We start from the raw sequence: 22,189 nt of genomic DNA, 5'->3' as shown, positions 1-22,189 counted from the left end.
TTAATTTTCTTCAAGTGCTTCAGCTTCTTTGAAGGTGTGCTTCTTTTTCCAAAGAACGTATGGAATGACACCTAGAAGATTCACTGAAATTGCTACTAAGAAGTAGAGATTGAAAAATGAAGCACCTTTATCTTGTCCCAGTGCCTTAAAGAGCTCTTCAAAAACAAGGTGGCCAACACCTGCTCCTGCAGGAGATATTGGAATAGCTATTGAAATCAGCCCAATAGGGATAATACTAAAAAGTTGTTTAATTCCAATATTTGTATCTAGGAAAGAATGAACTAAACTCCAGAAAGCGCTAATTGCAAAGATGTGGACTATCACTGAGAGGCCAATTGATTTTAATATCACGCTTCGACTTTCACCAATTTTCCAAAACGTTTCAGTAATATTTGCAATCTTATCTCCAACAATTGGTAGAATTTTTATTAATTCAATGACATGTCTTTTAATTCTTACCGGCATAAAGAGTACTAAGACAAAACCAAGTGCACCAAGTAGAAGCATAATATTGAATGAAATGAGAGGTTTTACCTTTGGTGATAAAACGATCAGTTCCGAATAAAAATAAATCGAAGAGGAGCCACCGACAATTAAAAGGCCAATAAGGCCAATGATTCGATCAATAAGTGCAGTACTTAAAAGAAATGATCTTTTTAAATTTCGATCACAATCTCTAACATAGAGAAGTTTTAAGAAGTCACCAGTTACAACACCTGGGAGAAAAGTGGAAAAGAATTGTCCAATCAAATTAATTGGATAAATTTTCTTTATATGAATCTTTTCACTTTTTGTTTTAAGGAGAAGTGACCAGCGAAAAGCTGCAATAAATGAACCACACACTAACAGAGTAAATGAGATCAGGGCCCATGGCCCATTTTCAAGTACTTTGTTTATTAGCCCAAGGTCAAGCTTGTCTGACTTTGCAAGCCATGTCAGGATAGCAATTGCGAAAACTACTTTGAGAATTGTCTGGAATGACGCCTTGAGCATACTGTTGAAGTCCTTATTTAGACTTAAAACTTAGCATAAAAGGTGCTAATCTAGTACCAATTTTTAAAAAGGATAAAAGCTTGAAAATTACAGTTATTGGAACAGGATATGTAGGTTTAGTAAGTGGAACTTGTTTTGCGGAAATCGGTCACAAGGTTACTTGTGTTGATATCGATGAAAATAAAGTTGCAATGATGAGACGTGGTGAATCACCAATTTTTGAACCAGGACTTAACGATCTACTAGAAAGAAATATTAAAGCAGAGAGACTAACTTTCTCAACAGGTCTTGAATCAGTAAAAGATTCTAAGTCAATCTTTCTTGCGGTTGGAACTCCTTCTGGAGATGATGGAAGTGCAAATCTTTCATATTTATTTCAAGCTGCCGAAGATGTAGCAAAAAATATTAGTGATGATGCAATCATTGTTATTAAATCAACAGTTCCAATTGGAACATGTGAGAAAGTAAAAGAGATTGTTGCAAAAAATACTGACAAGAAATTTCATATCGTAAATAACCCAGAGTTCTTAAAAGAAGGATCAGCAATTGAAGACTTCATGAGACCTGATCGTGTAGTTATCGGTCACAACGACCCGTACGCAGCGCAAGCTATGGAAGAGCTTTACGAGCCATTAGTAAAACAAGGTAACCCAATTTATATGATGTCTAATCTTTCAGCAGAGATGACAAAGTATGCGGCAAACTGTTTTCTAGCGACTAAGATTTCTTTCATTAATGACATTGCAAGACTTTGTGACACTCTTGGTGCAGACATTAATGAGGTTCGCCAAGGAATCTCAAGTGATCGAAGAATTGGACCACACTTCTTATATCCGGGCCCTGGTTATGGTGGATCATGTTTTCCAAAAGACGTGAAGGCCTTAATTTATACAGCTAAAGAACATGGGCATACTCTAAGAGTCATTGAATCAACTGAAGATGTAAATGATGAGCAAAAACTTTACATGGCAACAAAAATCAAAAAGCATTTTGGTGAAGACTTAAGTGGAAAAACTTTTGCATTTTGGGGTGTAGCATTTAAAGCAAATACTGATGATGTTCGTGAGTCTCCTGCAATTTATATGGCAAAGGACCTAATCGATGCTGGTGCAAAGATTCGTTTCTTCGATCCTGAAGGTGGACCAAACTTCATGAAAGCTGTGGATGAAAAGTATCACTCATCTATTGAGCAAGTAGCTAATAAGTATGACTGTTTAAGTGGATGTGACGCTATGGTTACTGTAACTGAATGGAGAGAATTCTCTACTCCTGACTTTACTGAAATCTCTTCGCGCTTAAATGGTAAAATCATCTTTGATGCAAGAAACTTATTTAAAACAGAAAAAGTTTTAGCGGAAGGATTCACTTACTACGCGATCGGAAAGAAAATTTAATGAATGAATTGGTTATCGCCAATATTCAAATTTCTTCATCTCTCGATTATCAATCGAATCTAAAAAAAATTAAAAAATACTTATCTCAGGCAAAAGAAGCGGGGGCCCAAGTGGCCTTCCTGCCTGAGTGTTTTTATTCAATCTCAAATGGCCGCATGCCAAGTCCATACCTTGTGGAGTGGGACAATGAACACTTTGATAACATCAGGCAATTGGCCATTGATTCTGGGCTCTTCCTTGTTGGGGGCTCTGTTGCTTTTAAAAGTAATACAGCTATTTATAATAAGGCCATTAACTTGGATCCTAAAGGTTGTGTTATTGGTAGCTACGACAAGTGCCATTTATTTTCTTGTGACATCACAACTGTAGATGAACAGGGAAATGAGATTCATAAGAAAGTTAATGAAGCTGATATTTATACAGCAGGAAATGATCCTTTAATTATTGATATTCTTGGCTGGAAAATTGGTATCGCAATTTGTTTTGATCTTCGATATCCAAAGTTCCTTCAGTATTACTACGATAATAAGGTCGATCTGATTACTTTTGCTTCAGCGTTCACTGTTCCTACTGGAAAGGCACATTGGCATACTCTATTACGAGCTCGTTCAATTGAAGGACAGTGTTATGTCGTGGCCAGTGCACAGAGTGGTGAAAATAATCCTGGCATTCACACTTACGGACACTCCCTTGTTATTAACCCTTGGGGCGAGATTCTTTCTGATCAAAAAAATGAAGAAGGTGTGTCTATTGTAAGACTCAAAAAAGAGCAAATTCTTGAGGCCCGTTCAAGAGTCATTCTCTAATCTAAGTATTTAAATTTATTGAAAATTGAGTAGAATTTGGAGGTATTCCACATTTATCTGCCGATAAGTCTATATGATTAGATTAAGGAGGCAAATATGGAATTACTAGAGATTATACTCGTGACTACAGTCATGGCATTTGCCACCAGCGGAAGTATTATCCTTTCAGGATTAAGTTATTGGGAGACTGAGGATAGGGTGAGAAGATCAATTTCTCATGCAAATGAAGACTATGGAATGCGCGAGTCCGAATTAGAAGAACATACTAAAGTCGCTTAAACTTTAATAAGCTGATAGCTCCCGACTGGGAGCTATTTTTTTACATAAACGGATTATCACCCTTTGAGTGATCTGTAACATCCACAACTTCTACTATGTCTGGAAAGTTTTGCTTAACAAGTCTTGCAACACCATCTGTAAGCGTTGCCTGTGAAGCAGAACAACCCTGACAACCACCAGTCATCTTTACATAAAGTTTATCATTATCGTAATCGATTAATTCGATATTACCACCGTGAGCAGCAAGAGCTGGTCTTACTTGTTCATCAAAAAGTTTTTCAATTTTTCTAAGCATATTATTTCCTATCCATTAATTGGTTTAAGTGGCCAAGGATTGCGATTGAGGCATTTTCAACTCTCATAATTGAAGGACCTATGCTGATTTCTTCAAAACCAAGATTTTTAAATTCAGTTATTTCTTGGTTGGTCCATCCACGCTCTGGGCCAATGGCCAATTGTAATGGTCTTTCAATATCTATTTTAACATCTTTTAACTTTGTTGTGGCATAAGGTGAGAGAATAAATCGTTGAACACCTTTCGCTTCTATATCCTCATATTGATAAGTCTTCTTAAGAGTTGGAGCTTTATAGAAAACAGCAGACTGACTAACGCCAAGTTCTGATAATTCTTGAAAGCGCTCATAAACTTTAGAAGTGAGATAGCTCTTATCACTTAAAATGGCCTTAAAAATATGAAAGTGACTTGCACCCATAGCACTACAGTGCTCAAACACTTTTTTCATTGTAGGAGGTCTTGAAGCTGCAATAATCAACTCAATTGGAAAGTGAAGCCCTTTTCTGACTTGCCCAATTTCTACTTCAACAATTCCATCGCTAATATTACTTACAGTAATAGTCGTTAGACCTTCTTCAAGAATTGTCCCTTTGAGTTCGTCGCCAACTTTTACTTTTACAATTTCAAGTAAATGCTTCGACTGTTCTTGTGTGAGAACAGCTTTTGAATCGTGAATTTGCTCTTTTCTAATTATGACAGAATTCATGTTCTTTAATTTTAATGAGTTATAGCTTTAACTCTTTTACCACTTCTTGCACCTCTTGGGTATGGATTTTAAAGCAACTTTGTCACAGATCGTCAATAGAGAGCATTCATTCACTTTATTTATGGCCCCTATGGGCTGGGGGAAAACAAGACTTATTTGGCAATTATTAGAGGACTTTGAAAGGATTATTATTGTCTCTCCGCTGCGTTCAATACTGGAAGATTTGAAGGAGAGGGACTGTGTTGTGAATAATATTTCTGACAAAGGAATCTTTTTAACGACAGTGGAGTCGCTTTCTCGGGATGATTTAGAGTTTGCTTTAAAATCCAACTCCTTGTTTGTGCTTGATGAATTTCATCTCTTTTACGAATGGGGAGAGTCTTTTCGTCCACGCTTGCTTGATTTTCTCTATCAAATCTCTTCCTCTAGAAATACAAAGGTGATTGGTTTAAGTGCGACAATCACTGACGAACTTTATCGAGTGATTGAAAGAGATGTTGAAAATAATTTTAGGCATTTTTGTTTTCTAAATATCGGAAATTTTCAAAAGAAAAATATGTATAAAAAGAAGAGGATGTTAATTAGGCCACTTCTTTTATTGAAGCTTATCTTTGAGCAGTTGTTCTTTGAGAGGGGACGAACGATTCTGTTTTGCTCATCACGAAAAGAAGTCTTTTTTTGGAATAAGTTCTTTCAAAGATTAGGTGTTTCTTGTGATTATTGCGTGGGGGGAGAGGTTAAGGATTTTGTTGTCAGAGAGAATCAGGCACCCTCTGATTTAATTATTGCAACTAGCGCCTTAAGTCACGGGGTTAATTTACATGGAATAGAGAATATTTATATTAGTTATAAACCAAATGAATCGACAAATTTTCAAATGATAGGTCGCGGAGGACGATTTGGAGAGGAATTTCAATACATTGGAGCTCTTGAAAAGGGGAAGAAGTGGTGGGAAAGAATTCACTACAAGATATGTGATTATCTCTTTATAATGAGTCAGGATTTATTATTATGGTTGAATTAGAAGGCATTCTTATTAACAAAATTCCATATCAAGACAAACACTTGATTGGAAATTTACTCCTCAGAAACGGAAATAAAATTTCTGTGATGTTCTATGGTGGACAGGGAGGAGGAAAGAGGAAAGTATCTTCTATCTTGCAAGTTGGTTATCTTTTTAAAGTTGGCTTTGGCCGAGTTAAAAATAGTTTCGAAATACTGACTAGTAAGGATCATGTTGAAAAATGGTGTCATAAAAATATCTCACATAATCCAATGGCATTCTACCTTCTTTGTTTTTTCTGCGAACTTTGTCAGTCTTTTGCTCCACAGATTACGCACAAAGATGATCTTGATTTAAGTGAAAAAAGTCATGAAGGTATTTTTCGACTTCTTTCAAATGCAATCTTTCGCTTGGAAAGTCGAGTTACTGCTAGCGATTTTAATCCTAATCATGAACTATTTATTTTTCTAGTAAAGGCGATGGTCGAATTGGGGATTTTTCCTCGAACTGAAACATGCGCCGTCTCTGGTGTTGAAATTGGTGATAATGACTTTGTGTCACTCTCAATTGAACAAGGTGGCTTTATTCACTTCTCACATTTAAGTCTCGAAGAGCAACGATTGGTAAATGGGCAAGAGGGAAAGAGCCTTCGAAACGAAATGCTTAACGTAGCTGCAAGTAAGTATTCGGATTATAAAGTTAGTACACATATTCAAAAGTCGGATCTTAATCAATTAGTGAATTATATTTGCTACCATCAACACGTGCAGCGTGAACATTATAAGTCACTAAGCTTATTATTATAGATCTTCAAAAACTTTATATGTAAGTGAAATGGCCTTAGCTAAATTTGTATTCTTTGCAATATTTAAAATTGTTTCATCTGAGTAATTTAAGACAATAGAGCTTCTCGTAAACATATATGAGTAATTGAAACTCGTTGAAAGGTAGTATTTGTTTTCACCTTCGATGCCATCTATCTTAACGGCACTGTCTTGCCAATAAGTTAAAGAAGTTCCAAAGCGCATAGTTGCATTTGGATTATAACCAAATCCTAAGGAAGAAGAGTACCCAAAACCTGGCTCTACTTCTTTATTGTCTATCGTTCTTTTAAAACCGTAGTGACCTTCTAGTGTTAATGAATAATCGTATTCGTATACTACCTTAAAAAATGCAAAACCTAGAGTTGATTCAAAAACACCACGGCTTAGGGAGTCTGACAATAGAGGATCGTTATAGCTGTATATTGAATTACCATTTGGAATTAACTGTTTAAAGAATATAAAACCACGAGGCTTAATGAGATTATAAGTTAACTCCGGTAAGAACTCCCAAGTAAATTGAAAGCTTGGATCGACTATCTCTGTGGTACTCGTCCTTTGGGTTGGAGACTCAACTGTTCTTTTTTTGATTGGTATATCAAAGGCAAATTGAAAGTAGCTATCAATTAGATAACTGCCTTTTAAGGCGATTGTTTCTGTTACTTCATTTTTAGAATTAATATTATGAATCTTACCATCTACTCCGGCTTCACTTGTTACTGCTGAGTTGGCATAATTAATTTTTGCCTCCCATTGGTGATCGCCAAGAATAATATTAGGTATATTTGCTCCGCCGCCACAGCATGAAGACGCATAAGTGCTAATAGTAAAGATAATTGTAAATAGAATTAAAGTGTAAGAGGCCATGATATAGAGTCGTATAAATTTCCGTTATCTTTTAATTGTAAGTGAAAATCCCAGAGGCCACCCATTGTGAAATAGATATCAGTAAGTTGATAAACTCCAGTAGCTATTCTCGTTACAGTAATTGGGTATGAGCCATGTCCCATATCTGGCATCCAGATGTAGGCAGAGAATTCACCTGCAGGATCTTTCAAGTTATTTGCTGAGTCTTTAAATGTAATTGTAAGTGTTGAACTATCGTAAACTATTGGGCCTTTATCCCACTGTCTCAAAATAGTTAAGGCCTCCGTATCAAAACGTATTTCGTTAGAAATATTATCAACTCCACTAACTAACTCTTTAAGACCACCAGAAAAGGGAGAATCTCCACAGCTTGTAAATAGTAAGAATAGAAGTGTAAGTGACAATAGTTTCATTACTTCTTAAGCTCCACATCAATAGCTGTAATGTCGCCGTCTAATTCAAAGCGAACTTGCCAGTAACCTTTCATATGTCCCATGAAGAACTTAGCATTTCCATTGATTATTGACTCTTCATTAAATGACCAAGTGATTGCAGGCCCACCATGTTGATGCCCATTGGCCATCATCATCCATACATATACTTTTAAATCTTTCGGTGTCACTCTCTCTAGTGAATCTTTATCAAAGACAACGGCTTCAAATGTAGATGGTTTTCCATCAAAAGGCCCATTAGTCCATTCAAGATCAACACATAAGTTTTGAGATTCTATTTGGTAAGGACATGCAACAATTGAAGCTGTCATAAGTAGTGTAATTAGTGTCTTAATCATATTTACCTCGCGATATAGCAACCAAGTGCTTTTGATTCTTTATATGGTAGCTCTTTATTATTTTTGAGTGCAGTTAGCACATCATTTAAATAAAATTTCGTCGATAATTCAGGGCTTCTCTTATTTGTCACAGCTCCTTGATAGATAACTTCTTCTTTCTCATTTAATAAGAAAATATGTGGGGTCTTTAATGCATTCATCTTATTTGCAAACTTAAGATCCTGATCGATAAAGATTGGAAAGTTAATTTTGAATTGATCAAAGTACTCAAGGGCCTTCTTTTTACTTATATGCTTGTTAGAACTAAAACCAATAAATTCAATGTTATTGAACTTTTTTGCAAGAGAGTTTATGTAATCAAATTGTTTTTGGGAGCAAGGACAGCTTGGTGAAAGAAAAATAAGAACTTTCTTATTTTTAGTTCGAGAAATTTGTTTCTCTTTATGTGTTGATAAATCGTAGCGAACTTCTGTGAAGGCCCCAAAAGTTATACTTGAGAAGATAAATGCAATTAGTAATTTCATATGTGATATTTATAAAATCTCTAATTGAAGTACAAGAATTCAATACCCTAGTAGGTATTAATATTTACGATTTCTTGATTAATGTCAGTTTTTGGGGACGTGTTAATTTTTTAATTTGGGCTTCTCGTTTACTCGCACTTGAGCGGTCAGGGTGCTCTTCTGTAAAACGAATTTTTTTAGGAGGGTTTGCTTTAGTGAATTTTGCTCCTTTCGGATCATTTTTGTGTTCTTCAAATCGGCGCTCTACATCAGTTGTAATACCTGTGTAGAGCTTTCCATTTTGAGTTTCTATAATATAGACAAACCACTTGTTGGCTTTTGCCATTAATTCTTTCTCGCTTGATAAGTATCTTCTTTCATTAGCATCCCTGTACCAATTCCGTACTTTTCCTGAGTGCCTAACATTGATTTTAACTCATTCGTTGAAATCTTTCCATTGAAGAAGTTTAGATAACCTTCAAGTTTACTCTTAAGTTTGTCATCGTGCTCATTTAAAAGTTCAATTCTAAACTGTGAGACACCTTTTGCAATTAACTCATCAATTAAGTCAGTTGAGCTTTGTGCAATAGCATTGAACATTGTATTTCGACACTCTTGATCGGCTTTAATAAAGTGCATATTTCCAAATTGATCTTTAAGTTCTACATGATGTTTTTCACAAGGCTTCCCACAGTCCTTAAACGATGAACCTTCTGATAAGAATGCTGCATACACACAGTGTTCCATGTGAAAGCTTGGCATATACTGATGAATATTAACTTCAATCTTTCCAGCATCAGTATTGGCAAGAAGATTTTCTAGTTGTTTTGCATTTAAGTCATATGATGAAGTTAATGTTTCAAAACCTTTATCAAGTAAATAATTTGCTGTTTGAGAGTTTGCAACGTTAAGAGAGAAATCTCCTTTCAATTGAACATCTGTCTTTGATCTTAAATATTGATACGACCCTAGATTTCGACAAAGGATAAAATCCGGATCCAATCGAGTCAGAACATTTAAATGATGGTATTCTTTAGGTTTTAAAATTCTATTAGTCGCAACACCAACTTGGCAGTTTGGTAGTTGTTTAAGAAGCTCTAATGAGGGCTTATAGTCTTTTCCAAATTCAAAATCTAAAGTAATTAGAAGTCTTTCAAAATCACAGTTTTTCAATACTTCGTATGCTTGCTTAACCTGATCAAAATCTCTAAGAAGAAAGTTTAGTGTGATCTCGTTTTCTGAAACTTCTTTTTTAGATAGTTTAAATGATTGCGATTTTGGTGCTTTGACACTAACTCTTTGACTATTCAATTCTTCAATAGCTTCTTGTCTTAATTTCTTAAGTGCCTTTGAGTGAATGAAAGGAGACTTACCATTTGTTTTTAAATCGAATTTTGAAACAGAATAAATAGTACGCGAAAGTGCACAAGCATCTTTTTCAACTTTCTCAAGATCAGCTGGTTTTCTCGCTTCTTCTACTAAGTCATCACTTTGTCTAATAACTTTGTATTGGCCATCTGTAATAATATAAGTAAGCTTTTCTCCTGCATTTGCTAACAGTGTTACTTCAACAGGTATACGCTTTTGCTTATTAATATCGCTAATTAGAGACTCGCTCTCTTTTGCAACCTTTGGGTCAGAGTTTAGGTAGATATCCATACCTGGGCGAACTTGCTTCCATTTAAAATCATGAGCAAGAGAAAGGCTAACTCGTTTTCCTTTTCTTTTTACACTAAAAATAGATGAGCCAATTTCAATACCTTTATTGTCATCACAAATTGCAACACCCATTCCATTCTCTAATTCACGGTCGGTATCGATTTCAAGATATGGAGGATCAACTCTCTTGATCTTACCAAGTTCAATTCCTCGGTGAGCTCCGTAGTTACCTTTTACTAGTTGTTGATGGTCAACACCATGAAGCCAACCAGAAAACAGGCCACGTGAATAAGTAAGTGCCATATTATCTATTTCTTTTTGACTTACTTCTTTCCCTTCAAGTTTTGCTTTAAAAGCACCTGCTGCTGTCGACACATATGCAGGACCTTTAAGACGGCCTTCAATTTTAAAAGAGTCAATGCCCATGTCTTGAAGTTCGTTAACTTCTTCAATTCCACAAAGATCTTGAGGAGACACAAGATAGCTCATTTTACGGCCATGTTTCGTGAGGTCTTCTTTTTTACCATCCACAAACATTTCATAAGAGAAGCGACAGCTCTGTGCACATTGACCACGGTTGGCCGAACGTCCGCCGATACTTTCTGAAGTAAAGCACTGGCCAGAGTAGGCAACACACAGCGCCCCGTGAGTGAAGACTTCAAGCTCTCGCTCAGTATTTGCTCGAATTTCTTTTATTTCAGGAATTGAGTTTTCGCGTCCTAGTACGAAGCGTTTGATATCAAGATCTTCTAAGAAAGTGATGTGATCATGATTTGTCACAGTCATTTGAGTTGAGCCGTGTATTACTTGATCTGGATAAATTTGGCGAACAAGATTTGCAAGGCCAATATCTTGAATGATTAGAGCATCGGGACCTAATACCACCACTTCATTTAATCTTTCGATGGCATCTGTTATCTCTTCTTCAAATATTAAAATATTAAACGCCACGTGAACCTTAACTCCATAGAGGTGGCACATGTCGATCATCTCTTTTAGTTCACCAACTGAGTGGTCGTGAGTTCTTCCACGGGCATTGAAGCCAGGCATTCCTACATAGATGGCGTCCGCACCACCGTGAATTGCTGCTAAGCACATTTGCATATTGCCCACTGGGGCGAGAATTTCTGATTTTTTCATGACCTGCTTTTAGCACGAGCGCAAAAAGTATGCGATATCAAATCGTGATTTCAGTAATTTATATATAGATAATCGCCATATTTATCTGAATTTTGGAGCTAGATCATTGGATTATAATTATCGCTAATTACTTGCATGAACTGTTATTAGCTTTTGCTTATATTTGACTGAAAAATCACGGTTTTTGAACAAAAAATGACGCATAAGTTAGTAATATTACAAAAAGGTGGCGTTTACCTTAATGGGAAAATAATTAGCCGATTGGTGAATGAGTGGGTATACTTTGTGCAATTATTTACCATAGTAGGGGGCATTGTGTCAGAAAGTAATATTAAGGACATGCAGCAAATTGTTAGTCTAGCTAAACGCCGTGGATTTATTTTCCAAAGTTCGGAAATTTATGGCGGTCTATCTTCTTGTTGGGATTACGGCCCATACGGAATTGAGTTAAAAAGAAACTTAAAGAATAAGTGGTGGAAGGCCATGACTTTACGTTCAGATATCGTTGGTGTTGATGCTTCAATTTTCATGCACCCAATGGTTTGGAAAGCTTCTGGTCACGTTGATGGTTTCAACGATCCAATGGTTGACTGTAAAGCATGTAAGTCTCGTTTCCGCGAAGATAAAATTGATACATCAGCTCCTTGTCAAAACTGTGGTGCTGTTGGTGAGTTCACTGAGCCACGTGATTTTAACCTAATGTTTAATACACAAATGGGGCCAGTTGAAGATTCATCTTCAAAAGTATACCTAAGACCTGAAACGGCTCAGGGGATTTTCGTAAACTTTCTAAATGTTCAATCAACAATGAGAAAGAAGCTTCCATTTGGTATTGCTCAAATTGGTAAAGCTTTCAGAAACGAAATTACTCCAGGTAACTTCATTTTTAGAACTCGTGAGTTTGAACAAATGGAGATGCAATATTTCATTAAGCCAGGAACTCAAGCTGAGGCAATGGAGCAGTGGAAAGAAATTCGTTGGAATTGGCACTTATCAAATGGTCTGCGTCCAGAAAACTTAAGATGGCATCCACACTTAGGTGATGAGCTTGCTCACTACGCGGATGCTGCAGAAGATATTGAATATAAATTCCCACATGGTTGGGATGAGATGGAAGGTATCCACTCAAGAACAGACTTTGACCTTCGCCAACACGAAGAGTTTTCAGGAAAGAACTTAAAGTACACAGATCTACTTGATGGAAATAAGAAATTCCTTCCTTACGTTCTTGAAACATCTGTTGGTTGTGATCGTTCACTACTAGCGATTCTATGTGATGCTTTCAGAATTGAAAATGAAGGAGATAAAGAGAATGAAAGAGTTGTAATGAAATTCCACCCTTCTCTTGCTCCTGTTAAAGTTGCTGTTCTTCCACTAACGAAGAAATTAGATGAGCCAGCAACAAAATTATTTAATGAACTCCAACAAGAGTTTGCAGCTGAATATGATGTGGCAGGTTCAATTGGAAAGCGCTACCGTCGTCAAGATGAAATTGGTACTCCATTCTGTATCACTTTTGACTTTGACTCTTTAGATGATAACGCTGTTACGATTCGTGATCGCGATTCAATGAATCAAGAGCGAATTGCACTAGATCAAGTTAAGAATTATTTAAGAGATAGAATCTACATTTAAAATAAATTTTTTGAAGGGCCACAAGTTCGTGGCCTTTTTTCTATACTAAGCAAGGAGCGCAGTTATGAGTAAATGGGTTTACTCGTTTTCAAAGGAAAAAACTGAAGGTAATAGAAGCATGAAAAATCTTCTAGGTGGTAAAGGTGCCAACCTGGCTGAAATGTCTGCTCTTGGATTACCAGTCCCTCCAGGTTTTACAGTTACAACTGAAGCCTGTATCGATTATCAAAAAGCTAATAAAATAAATGAAGAAATTAAGGCCCAAGTTATTGAGTCTTTAAAGCTTGTTGAGCTTTCAACAGAGAAAACTTTCGGTGGTGGAGACAATCCTTTACTATTTTCTGTTCGCTCTGGAGCAAGAGTTTCGATGCCAGGAATGATGGATACGGTTCTAAACTTAGGACTTAATGACGAAACTGTTGAGGCCCTTGCCAAGAAGTCTGGTAACGAGAGATTTGCTTGGGACTCATATAGAAGATTCATTCAAATGTATGCAAACGTTGTTATGGGAATGAGCCATTCACTCTTAGAATCTACTCTTGAAGATTTAAAAGAAGCAAAGGGCGTTGATTCTGATACAAAGTTAGATGCAAAAGATTTTAAAAATTTAGTAAAAGTCTATAAGCAAATTATTGCACAAGAAACAGGAAAGGCTTTTCCTACTGATCCAATGGAACAACTATGGCTAGCAATTGAAGCAGTATTTGGTTCATGGAATAACCCAAGAGCTATCAAGTACCGTCAGCTTAATAATATTCCAGGAGACTGGGGAACTGCTGTAAACGTACAGGCCATGGTTTTTGGAAATATGGGTGATGATTGTGCAACAGGTGTTTGCTTCACTCGTGATCCTTCTACTGGGGATAAGAAGTTCTTTGGTGAATACCTTGTAAATGCTCAAGGGGAAGATGTTGTTGCGGGAATTAGAACTCCTGCTCCAATTAACGAGTGTTCAAAGAATGATTCAAATAGAAATGAAAAAACACTTGAAGAATATATGCCTAAGGCGTTTGCTGAATTAACTAAACTTTATCAGCAACTAGAAAAGCATTACAAAGATATGCAGGATATCGAGTTTACGATTGAAGCAGATAAACTATATCTTCTTCAAACTCGTAATGGAAAAAGAACTGCTGCAGCTGCATTAAAGATTGCTGTTGATCTTGAGAAAGAAGGAATTGTGACGAAGGAAGAAGCGATTATGCAAATCGATCCTGAAGCACTTAACCAACTTCTTCACCCGAGACTTGATCCAGATGCAACAAAGAATATTATTGCAAAAGGTCTTCCTGCTTCTCCAGGAGCTGGTGCAGGTAAGATTGTATTTCACTCAGACGATGCCACTAGTATGCACGAAAATGGTGTGAAGGTTATTCTTGTTCGCCAAGAAACTTCTCCTGAAGATATTGCTGGAATGGCAGCCGCTCAGGCGATCTTAACTGCTCGTGGTGGGATGACTTCACATGCGGCCGTAGTTGCTCGTGGTATGGGGAAGCCTTGTGTTGCAGGATGTTCTGACATTCTCGTTGATAGTAAGCATCGCACGATGATGATTGGCGATAAGAAATATGTTGAAGGTGACTTCATCACACTTGATGGTGGAACAGGTGAAGTTATAGAAGGTGAGGTTCCAACACTTGATGCTGAAATCAATGCAGATTTCGCTGAGTTTATGACTTGGGCAGATGAGATTAGAACACTTAGAGTTCGTACTAATGCTGATAACCCAGAAGACAGTGAAACGGCCGTTAAATTTGGTGCAGAAGGGATTGGACTTTGTCGTACGGAACATATGTTCTTTGAGCCAGAGAGAATCCTTGCCGTTCGTGAGATGATTTTCGCTGATTCAACAATTCAAAGAGAAAGAGCACTTGCAAAACTTCTTCCTTATCAGAAAGAAGACTTCAAAGGAATATTCAAGGCCCTTGATGGTATGCCTGTTAATATCAGACTTCTTGATCCACCTCTACACGAGTTCTTACCTCACTCAGATGAAGAGAAAAAAGAACTTGCTGAGTATATTGATGTTGAAGTTAAAACAATTGAAGATGGCTGTGAAAGACTTCACGAGTTTAACCCAATGCTTGGACACCGTGGTTGTCGTTTAGGAATTACATATCCAGAAATCTATACAATGCAGGTAACTGCTATCACTCAAGCAGCTCTTGAGTCTATTGCTGAAGGTGTTGATGTTAGACCTGAGATTATGATTCCTCTTGTTGCAACAGCAAAAGAACTATCAATCTTAAGAGAAATTCTTGTTGAAACAATTAATAAGACAAAAGGTGATAAAGAGTTCAAATACAAACTTGGAACAATGATTGAGCTTCCTCGTGCTGCTATTACTGCTGCTGAGATTGCAAATCATGCAGACTTCTTTTCGTTTGGTACAAATGACTTAACACAAACAACTTTTGGACTTTCTCGTGATGATGCTGGACGTTTCTTAACTGAATATATTTCAAAATCAGTTCTTCCAAATGATCCATTTGTTTCTCTTGATCAAGAAGGTGTTGGTTATCTTGTTAAGTTTGCAACAGAGCAAGGTAGAAGTGCCAATAAAGATATTCACGTTGGAATCTGCGGAGAGCATGGTGGTGAGCCACAATCAATCGACTTCTGTCATAGAATTGGATTAGACTATGTTTCTTGTTCTCCTTACCGAGTTCCTATCGCTCGTCTTGCAGCGGCACAGGCCGTGATTCGCAACAAGTAATGTCGATTACAGAATTAACAAACAAAATAAAAGCAGAGTTTGGCAGTTATAATTTTAACTGCCTTGCTTTTGCTTATATTGACTTCAAAAAAAGCACGTATGAAACATTTTCTTTTTTTGAAAATCCTTTTTTAAAAGGTCAAAAGGTTTATTTTGATTTGGCCTCTCTGACAAAGCCTCTGACACTTGGTTTTGCTTATTTAAATAAACCAGAGCTATTCTCTGAAGATATGAAGCTTCTTTTAAATCATCGTGGTGGTTTGAATTCTTGGGGGAGACTCTCGGTCGATACTTGGAGAGAACAAATTCTTTCATATGAGATTAAAGAGAGCGAAACTCTTTATTCTGATTTTGGCGCTCTAAGGCTTCAACTTGAAATCGAAAAGGAGCAAGGGCTTTACGAACTTGTTTCAACAATGTGGGATGAAGAAATAAAGCATTGGCTTGATATCGAAGATGAGATCTGTGTACCAACGGGACGTCGAAACCGAGATATCATTGATGGGGAAGTTCACGATGATAATGCTTTCGTTATTGCGCAGAAAGTTTCACATGCTGGGCTCTTTGGAACCATTGATGGCGTTTGCCGAACACTTCTAAGAGTAAATAATGATTATCAATTAATTAATAAAACAAATCGTGAAAGTGATCATCGATTTATTAATGGTTGGGATAGCGTGACAAATCCTGAAACATCTCTTGCAGGTATTTATTCCAATAAAGATACTTTTGGTCATCTTGGTTTTACAGGTACTTCAATTTGGATTGAGCCACACTCGCAAAAAGGAGTGGTGATCTTATCGAATGAAGTCATTAAGTTTTGGTATGATCGCCAGAAATTAAGTGAAATCAGGAAGGAAATCGCAAATAATTTCTTTTCTAAGTAGCTGAATTTACAGTTCCTCTTATAGCTTCAATTAAGAAATTCTTAATAATTGCCGATAAATATCAAGTATTTTATCGGAGATGAATAATGGGACTCGTCCTTAAGCGCATTCAATTATTATTTTTAGTATTTTCATTCTTACTAATGTCTTGTCAGCAAAAAGATCGATCGATCTCAAGTGTCGATGGTGAGATTAGTAATCAACCTGCTCTTTACTTAAATTCTGTTACAGAGGTGTCTGACCTATTTGACCGTAACTTAGAAGAGCTAGTTGCACATTACAATGTAAACTTACAAAAGAGAGTTTATGATTCGAGTGAAACAAGGGCCGTCTTAATTTCACTAGACTCTATGGATTTACCTGAAGGTCAAGCATTTGCAATTGATACATCCATTGAAGAAAATGGTGTTCATGTTTTAAAAGTTATTCGTTCAACAAATAATGAAGCAATCACTAAATCTTCAAAGAGTCTTTTATTCAATTTTCTATCTGAAATTAATGAGAAAAAGAATATCGTAAATATCTATTCATTCTTTGAAATTGCACATAATGCTAAAAATGGAGACCTTCGTGCAAAGATCGCTTTAGAAGAATTAAAAATTAAGGCATTAGGTGATTCAGCGCTTTACGATGAAGATCGTAAAACGATCGAAGAAGGAATCTCTCAACTTGAAAGTGATTTTAAAGTTGTGAAAAAAGAAATGAAGGCGAAAGAGACAGCGCGAAAAAATGCAATGGCCGCGCTGGATAAAGCTGCTGAAAATCATCAGCTTAAAGCACTTATTCAAAGTAATGACCGAAAAGGTGTTGCAGATCTTCTTGAAAAATATCTTCCTTGGGAGCAAATGACTCCTATTGAAGATTCGTATTGGAATCATATCCTTAAGCGCATGCGAAACCCTATTGAAGCCAAAGATAAGGTTCTAGTATATCGTGGAACTTATGGAGATCGACTTTTTCCACAAATCGTAAACGGTCAAGAGCTAGAATATGAGGATGCTGTTAAGCAAGCAAACCTTGGCTCAATGTCGACAATTCTTACAAGAAATCAAGGGACTTATAACCGTAGGCTTCGTTCTTTACAGACGATGTATGGTAAGAAGATTGCTTCAAACCCAAGTAATGCAGACTCTAAATTTGTCGAAACTGCTCGTTTAACGACAATGCTTAAACAACACTCAATTGAAGCGCAAGGAAGCCCATTCCTTTCTTTCACTTCAAACTTTGATACTGGATATACATTTGGTTTTTCTATTGCAGATGATAAGACTGTGGCCGATGCAAAAGGTGCTATGGGGGCTTTCCTAATCGATCCAGAGCTTCTGATTTTTAATCAAATGTCTGGTTTTAAGTCTGAAATGGAATACCTTGCTCCACTAATTACTTTCCCAGATGAAATGGTTGGATTCTTTGATGAAGATTATATGGAGAAGACAAATCGCGAGGCGATTAAAGACTCACTTCATGACGGTCTTAGAAAAGAGATGATTAGGATTTATGGAGATGCTCAAGGGCCTAGTATTGCTGACGAGATTCTGTCTCGCTCTAGTGAGTTCAATGAATATGATAAGGCATACCTAGTTCCAAAGTTGAAATCAAACCTAACAGGATCGACAGAAGGTAATGTTGGAGTTGCCAAGAAGATTAGTAATTTCTTTAGTAACTTAAAAAATAAATTTTCTTCTTCAAGTAAGGGGAAAGTAAAAGTGATTGATGAAATGCCTAAGATTAATAATTGTTTATACGCTATTAAGAGCTTCTTACAATAATAAAAGAGGAATACATGCATAAGAAAGCATTTGGTTTACTTTCCGTCTTACTACTCACTCTCACTGTTCTAACACAGTATACTCAGGTCGATCGCTCTGAATATTCGTATTTTAGTACGAGAGCTCCTGCATCTGTTGCAGATATGGAGAGGCTAGAGACTTTATTAGCAGTTGATAAACTTGATTACTATATCGGCGAGTACGTTAATAATTTTGGAAAGAAGATTGATGAGGAATCATTAGATGTTCTTAAAAAAGTTGAGCTTGATTATATCGTCGATAAATATTCAAGCGATTCAAGAATATTTGATGCAAAAAATTATGATGCAATCATTTATGATATTCTAAAAGATCGATTAGGTAAGAAGCCTTCTGGGACAAAAACAAGCTATGAATGGGGTTATAACTTCTTTAAGAATAAGCTTAATGAAGGTTTCACTCTTCTAGATTCTAAGATTAAACCAAAAGATGATTCAGCTGTTACTAAAGTAGAGCCGCGATCAGAATTCACTCTTCCTGATCAAGGAATTAAAAATGGTGAATTAACCCTAGATGCGGATCACTATATTTCTAATCGAACAACACGTGCTGTATTTTGGGAAGCTGTTGAAAGTAATCGCGATGTAGAATTTCACCTTGAGAACTCAAGAGAATTCTTAAAGAATCTTCAGGCAAATGGTGGTCAGATATTAAAGGAAATCCGTCCTTTTGCTAATAATTATAATAAAATTTATGCTGTTCAATATCCTGGAGAATCAACTTATCGCTACGCTATCACGGCCATTGGTGGGAAAGATCGCCTTAATCACTTAATGTTGCAATTTGGACTTTCTAAAAGAGGTCACACAGTAACTAATAAGGTGAGAATCTTTGGTGATCTGGATGAGACTCACAAAATGATGGAGGATGAGTTATCAGGTATTTTTAGACATTTACCAAAATCTGAAAGAGTCATCATTGGTCAAAAGGGTGCTATTGAGAGGACGTTTGAAACGTTATGGAAAGTACGTGCACTTAAAAATCTTTACGAAGACGAGCCTGATTTGGTGCTTTCACATATTTCGGATAAATTGAAAGACTCCTTTAAAGCGTTAATGGCTGATGGTGATATTAAGAAATACGATATTTTTAAAAATAAAAAAGATGTCGAAACAGCTTATACGAAATTAGAAAAGACAATTAAGGCCAAGGGGATAGAACCTTTTGAGTTTAAGAAATATGACTATGATAACTATGTTATCTCAATGTCTGATCTTGTCTTTAAAAATTCTGAAGGTGAAGACGTTGTTTGGCGTGTTGTTGCTAATAGTTGGGGGGATGAGATCTCTCCACTTGCTAAGGCCTTAAAGAATACTGGACATAAGAATATAACATATATCGGTACTGCGGGAGCGTTTCCTGATAAAGGCTATAGTGTTGGTGATCTTGTGATTCCTTCACATACTCGTTTAGACGGAGAAAGCAAAAAACTTCGTGGAACGATTATGGATATTGATGGTGCTAAAGTCGGTGGTACTGTTGATCATGTTTATTCTCCTTTTATTGAAACAAATGAGTGGTTAACAGAGAGTTCTAGTCATTCAGATTTTGTTGAAGTTGAAGTAAGTCACTTAAGAAAAATTCTTAATGGTCAAGATGATGATCTCCAAGCTTATCTTCTAATTTCAGATGTTTTAAATTCTGAAGGTGAAACACTCGCATCTGCCACTGGTGCAAAAAGAAGAAATTCATTGAATAAACTTCTCTATGCAATGCTTGATAGAGACAAAGTAGGTATTCCTCAAGGAGTAAATACTGCTGATAACCACATTGGAATATTGAGAAGTACAATTGATAAAGTACTAGGGAATAAGGCAAATACATTAAAGTATTATGTCTTTTCAATGCTAAAGGATAATAAGAATGTTTCTGAAGCAGAGATTCAGGCCGTAGTCGATTCAGTTGATAACTTTAGTGATAATTACTTTACAAAGAGAATTACTGAATCATCTGAAGTTTCAAGCTATGTTTTAAGAAAACTTGAAGAGTTTGGGCATATGCCAAAGATTTCTATCGATAAGAAATTTGTTGATGGTAAGTGGCATCCTAAAACAGATAAGATTATTATCAACGTTCATGCTGATACAGATGCTATTGTTGAGCAATATAAAGAAGTTGTTGCTGACTTAGAAAAAGAAATTAGTAAGGTTTCTAAGTTTTGTGAAATCAATTTTATAAGAGGACCTCCATCTGAGGAATTTGTTACAATTCCAAAATACGTAGGTCTTGACAGTGACTTCCTTGTAAATCTTTATTCTCAGTCCGCATTTAAGCAAGCTGGTCTTGATGCACAAGTTACTTATAATGGTAATTTAAAATTTAATTTCCTACCTACTGTTAATAACTCAGATGTTTGTGTTGATGATAAATTCTGTCACTTATCATTTTTTAAACCAGACCAATCAACAAAAGATCTTTTAGTCGATTTTGATACACATGCAAAATTTAAAGCACAATTTGATAAAGATCCTGTTTATATTTTTAATGAATATATTAAGTCAGCTAACTTACAAGGAAATGCTAAAAACTACAGATATGAAGTTGTAGTTGAAAAGAATGCTACACTTGAAGATGGAAAGCTTGCTGAAATTGTTCCAGATGTTGATCCTGAAAAAGGGCTTCTAATAAAGGTACGTTTTACAGAGGAAGGATATAAGAATCCTCTGGTTCTTTTAGAAGAGGCTATGCATGTGGAGCAAATTACACGCAATGGCGACTTCTTGAAACATCCGGTATTTTGGGCCGAAGCAGCTTTAAATGCAAAGCATGGATCAATGCGTTCTCGTGAGTTTTTAGCACGTGCAGAAGTAGATGCTATGGATAAGCTTACTAATATGATGAGAGGCTACTTCCAAGGAAATGCTGATGAAGCACTTTCTAAAATTGAGCAATATGCAAATACGAGAAAAGAACACGCATCAAAAATTGTAAATAACCTTAAGAAGAAAGTGCGTTCTGAAAAGACTGTTCGAAATGGTTTGGCCAAACAATGGAAAGAACTTCATAAAGCACTTGAGGCGCAAGATCTCAAGTTAGATGATTATATTTCTTCAGGTAATCGTAAGAAAGTGGCAGAACTTATTGAAGCTTATATGCCATGGGAACAAATGGAGCCAACTGAGATTGCAGCTTGGCAAAGATGGTTAAAAGAAATTGAAAATCCAAGTGATGACTTCTTTGTGAGCTTTAGAGGCCTAGGAGATGATCTTGTTCGTGAATCAGATGATGGTGGACACTTCCTTATGGCCAAAATGCTAACTAAGAATCAGGGAAGTTATACGAGAAGGCTTCGTTCTTTAAAAACTTTCTTTGATAAAAAAATTAGTAAAAAGTCAGGTCAATATATGCCAGTTGAATTTCAATCGTTGGCCGCAGTATTTAAAGGGCATAGTGTTGAGCCTTTAGGTTCTCCATTTTTATCAGGCTCAGTCCTATCTGTAGCAGATAGTTTTGCTAGTGAATTTAAAGGGCAAAATATAGCCGCACTAAAGATGTCTAATAATAGGAGCTTATTAAATCTTGTTTCAAATTATAATGAGCTAGAAGAGATGATTCCACTGATTGTCTTTCCTGATGAGATTATTTCAATTGAACCTGCTGGAGATCTTGAAGCAATTCAGGATGCTGTTGAGGAAAAGATTGGACGCCAACTCAAACCAACTGAATTAGAAAGAATTGCGGTACAGTCCGATGATAATGAAGATTTCAAAGTTAAAGCGGTGCTTGAGTGGTGGAATCAAATTAACCCGGATGGTATTACATCTGCAAACTCAACTAAGACATGTAAGGATGTAATTAAAATGTTCCTATCTCAACAGTAATTGATTAATTACAAATATTTACCCTTACCCTTTGTCCGAAAAACGGTTAAAATTGACGGATAAAGG

General features: G+C 36.4%; 19 protein-coding genes. 10 read left to right on the top strand and 9 right to left on the bottom strand.

The window, feature by feature from the left end; all coding sequences use genetic code 11:
- Nucleotides 1-993, bottom strand: a complete 993-nt coding sequence (locus ACMAYL_RS07060) for a lysylphosphatidylglycerol synthase transmembrane domain-containing protein (RefSeq protein WP_103218925.1) — start codon at nucleotides 991-993, stop codon at nucleotides 1-3.
- Between the two features lie 80 nt (nucleotides 994-1,073).
- Here ACMAYL_RS07060 and ACMAYL_RS07055 point away from each other — a divergent pair, with 80 nt between their 5' ends.
- The 3 genes from ACMAYL_RS07055 (at nucleotide 1,074) to ACMAYL_RS07045 (ending at nucleotide 3,472) form a co-directional block, all read left to right on the top strand.
- Entirely contained in the window at nucleotides 1,074-2,387 is a 1,314-nt protein-coding gene (locus tag ACMAYL_RS07055) for a UDP-glucose dehydrogenase family protein (RefSeq protein WP_103218926.1), read from the top strand.
- The gene (locus ACMAYL_RS07050; protein WP_103218927.1) at nucleotides 2,387-3,193 is read left to right on the top strand and encodes a nitrilase-related carbon-nitrogen hydrolase; all 807 of its coding nucleotides are present in this window, start codon (nucleotides 2,387-2,389) and stop codon (nucleotides 3,191-3,193) included. Before ACMAYL_RS07055 ends, ACMAYL_RS07050 begins: the two co-directional genes overlap by 1 nt.
- A 96-nt stretch (nucleotides 3,194-3,289) precedes the next feature.
- Nucleotides 3,290-3,472 carry a hypothetical protein gene (locus ACMAYL_RS07045; protein WP_103218928.1) on the top strand — a complete coding sequence of 61 codons (183 nt, stop codon included), beginning with the start codon at nucleotides 3,290-3,292 and terminating at the stop codon, nucleotides 3,470-3,472.
- A 40-nt stretch (nucleotides 3,473-3,512) separates the two neighbouring features.
- On the opposite strand, the gene ACMAYL_RS07040 is transcribed toward ACMAYL_RS07045, so the two are convergent.
- Both ACMAYL_RS07040 and ACMAYL_RS07035 read right to left on the bottom strand, forming a co-directional pair.
- Nucleotides 3,513-3,767, bottom strand: a complete 255-nt coding sequence (locus ACMAYL_RS07040; protein ID WP_021266260.1) for a NifU family protein — start codon at nucleotides 3,765-3,767, stop codon at nucleotides 3,513-3,515.
- A 1-nt stretch (nucleotide 3,768) separates the two neighbouring features.
- On the bottom strand, nucleotides 3,769-4,473 hold the full coding sequence (locus ACMAYL_RS07035) for an RsmE family RNA methyltransferase (RefSeq protein ID WP_392990773.1): 705 nt from the start codon (nucleotides 4,471-4,473) through the stop codon (nucleotides 3,769-3,771).
- Nucleotides 4,474-4,534: 61 nt separating this feature from the next.
- On the opposite strand from ACMAYL_RS07035, the gene ACMAYL_RS07030 reads away from it, so the two are divergent.
- Both ACMAYL_RS07030 and recO read left to right on the top strand, forming a co-directional pair.
- A complete protein-coding gene (locus ACMAYL_RS07030) occupies nucleotides 4,535-5,497 on the top strand; it encodes a DEAD/DEAH box helicase (RefSeq protein ID WP_412470918.1) in 963 nt (320 codons plus the stop codon).
- Nucleotides 5,485-6,282 carry a DNA repair protein RecO gene (gene recO, locus ACMAYL_RS07025; RefSeq protein ID WP_103218931.1) on the top strand — a complete coding sequence of 266 codons (798 nt, stop codon included), beginning with the start codon at nucleotides 5,485-5,487 and terminating at the stop codon, nucleotides 6,280-6,282. The genes ACMAYL_RS07030 and recO overlap by 13 nt, the downstream gene beginning before the upstream one ends.
- Here recO and ACMAYL_RS07020 read toward each other — a convergent pair.
- The 6 genes from ACMAYL_RS07020 to ACMAYL_RS06995 all read right to left on the bottom strand — a co-directional run bounded on the left by ACMAYL_RS07020 (nucleotide 6,277) and on the right by ACMAYL_RS06995 (nucleotide 11,256).
- Nucleotides 6,277-7,164, bottom strand: a complete 888-nt coding sequence (locus tag ACMAYL_RS07020; protein WP_412470917.1) for a hypothetical protein — start codon at nucleotides 7,162-7,164, stop codon at nucleotides 6,277-6,279. The two genes, recO and ACMAYL_RS07020, sit on opposite strands and share 6 nt — an antisense overlap.
- Nucleotides 7,146-7,577 carry a FixH family protein gene (locus tag ACMAYL_RS07015; RefSeq protein WP_412462991.1) on the bottom strand — a complete coding sequence of 144 codons (432 nt, stop codon included), beginning with the start codon at nucleotides 7,575-7,577 and terminating at the stop codon, nucleotides 7,146-7,148. The genes ACMAYL_RS07020 and ACMAYL_RS07015 overlap by 19 nt, the downstream gene beginning before the upstream one ends.
- Nucleotides 7,577-7,954, bottom strand: coding sequence for a hypothetical protein (locus ACMAYL_RS07010; protein WP_412462990.1), 378 nt, complete (start codon nucleotides 7,952-7,954; stop codon nucleotides 7,577-7,579). Before ACMAYL_RS07010 ends, ACMAYL_RS07015 begins: the two co-directional genes overlap by 1 nt.
- A 2-nt stretch (nucleotides 7,955-7,956) precedes the next feature.
- Complete coding sequence (locus ACMAYL_RS07005) at nucleotides 7,957-8,478, bottom strand: redoxin family protein (RefSeq protein ID WP_103218935.1); 522 nt, start codon at nucleotides 8,476-8,478, stop codon at nucleotides 7,957-7,959.
- A gap of 64 nt (nucleotides 8,479-8,542) precedes the next feature.
- Nucleotides 8,543-8,803, bottom strand: coding sequence for a GIY-YIG nuclease family protein (locus ACMAYL_RS07000; protein ID WP_103218936.1), 261 nt, complete (start codon nucleotides 8,801-8,803; stop codon nucleotides 8,543-8,545).
- Nucleotides 8,803-11,256: a DUF3656 domain-containing U32 family peptidase gene (locus ACMAYL_RS06995; protein ID WP_412470916.1), complete on the bottom strand. Its 2,454-nt coding sequence runs from the start codon at nucleotides 11,254-11,256 to the stop codon at nucleotides 8,803-8,805. The genes ACMAYL_RS07000 and ACMAYL_RS06995 overlap by 1 nt, the downstream gene beginning before the upstream one ends.
- A 315-nt stretch (nucleotides 11,257-11,571) precedes the next feature.
- On the opposite strand from ACMAYL_RS06995, the gene ACMAYL_RS06990 reads away from it, so the two are divergent.
- From ACMAYL_RS06990 to ACMAYL_RS06970, 5 genes are all read left to right on the top strand, one after another.
- Nucleotides 11,572-12,891: a glycine--tRNA ligase gene (locus tag ACMAYL_RS06990; RefSeq protein ID WP_304466325.1), complete on the top strand. Its 1,320-nt coding sequence runs from the start codon at nucleotides 11,572-11,574 to the stop codon at nucleotides 12,889-12,891.
- Nucleotides 12,892-12,955: 64 nt separating this feature from the next.
- Nucleotides 12,956-15,607 (top strand): pyruvate, phosphate dikinase, encoded by a 2,652-nt coding sequence (gene ppdK / locus ACMAYL_RS06985; protein ID WP_412470915.1) that lies wholly within the window; start codon nucleotides 12,956-12,958, stop codon nucleotides 15,605-15,607.
- Nucleotides 15,607-16,494 (top strand): hypothetical protein, encoded by an 888-nt coding sequence (locus ACMAYL_RS06980; protein WP_412469936.1) that lies wholly within the window; start codon nucleotides 15,607-15,609, stop codon nucleotides 16,492-16,494. The genes ppdK and ACMAYL_RS06980 overlap by 1 nt, the downstream gene beginning before the upstream one ends.
- Before the next feature lie 86 nt (nucleotides 16,495-16,580).
- Nucleotides 16,581-18,263, top strand: coding sequence for a hypothetical protein (locus tag ACMAYL_RS06975; protein WP_412469935.1), 1,683 nt, complete (start codon nucleotides 16,581-16,583; stop codon nucleotides 18,261-18,263).
- A 14-nt stretch (nucleotides 18,264-18,277) separates the two neighbouring features.
- Nucleotides 18,278-22,123, top strand: coding sequence for a hypothetical protein (locus ACMAYL_RS06970; protein ID WP_412470914.1), 3,846 nt, complete (start codon nucleotides 18,278-18,280; stop codon nucleotides 22,121-22,123).
- Nucleotides 22,124-22,189: the final 66 nt, after the last annotated feature.

It is taken from the genome of Halobacteriovorax sp. RT-2-4 (assembly GCF_047085445.1).
In the GTDB taxonomy this organism is placed as follows: Bacteria; Bdellovibrionota; Bacteriovoracia; order Bacteriovoracales; family Bacteriovoracaceae; genus Halobacteriovorax_A.
Note: the sequence above shows the minus strand (reverse complement) of the source record. Positions and strands in the feature narration are given on the sequence as shown.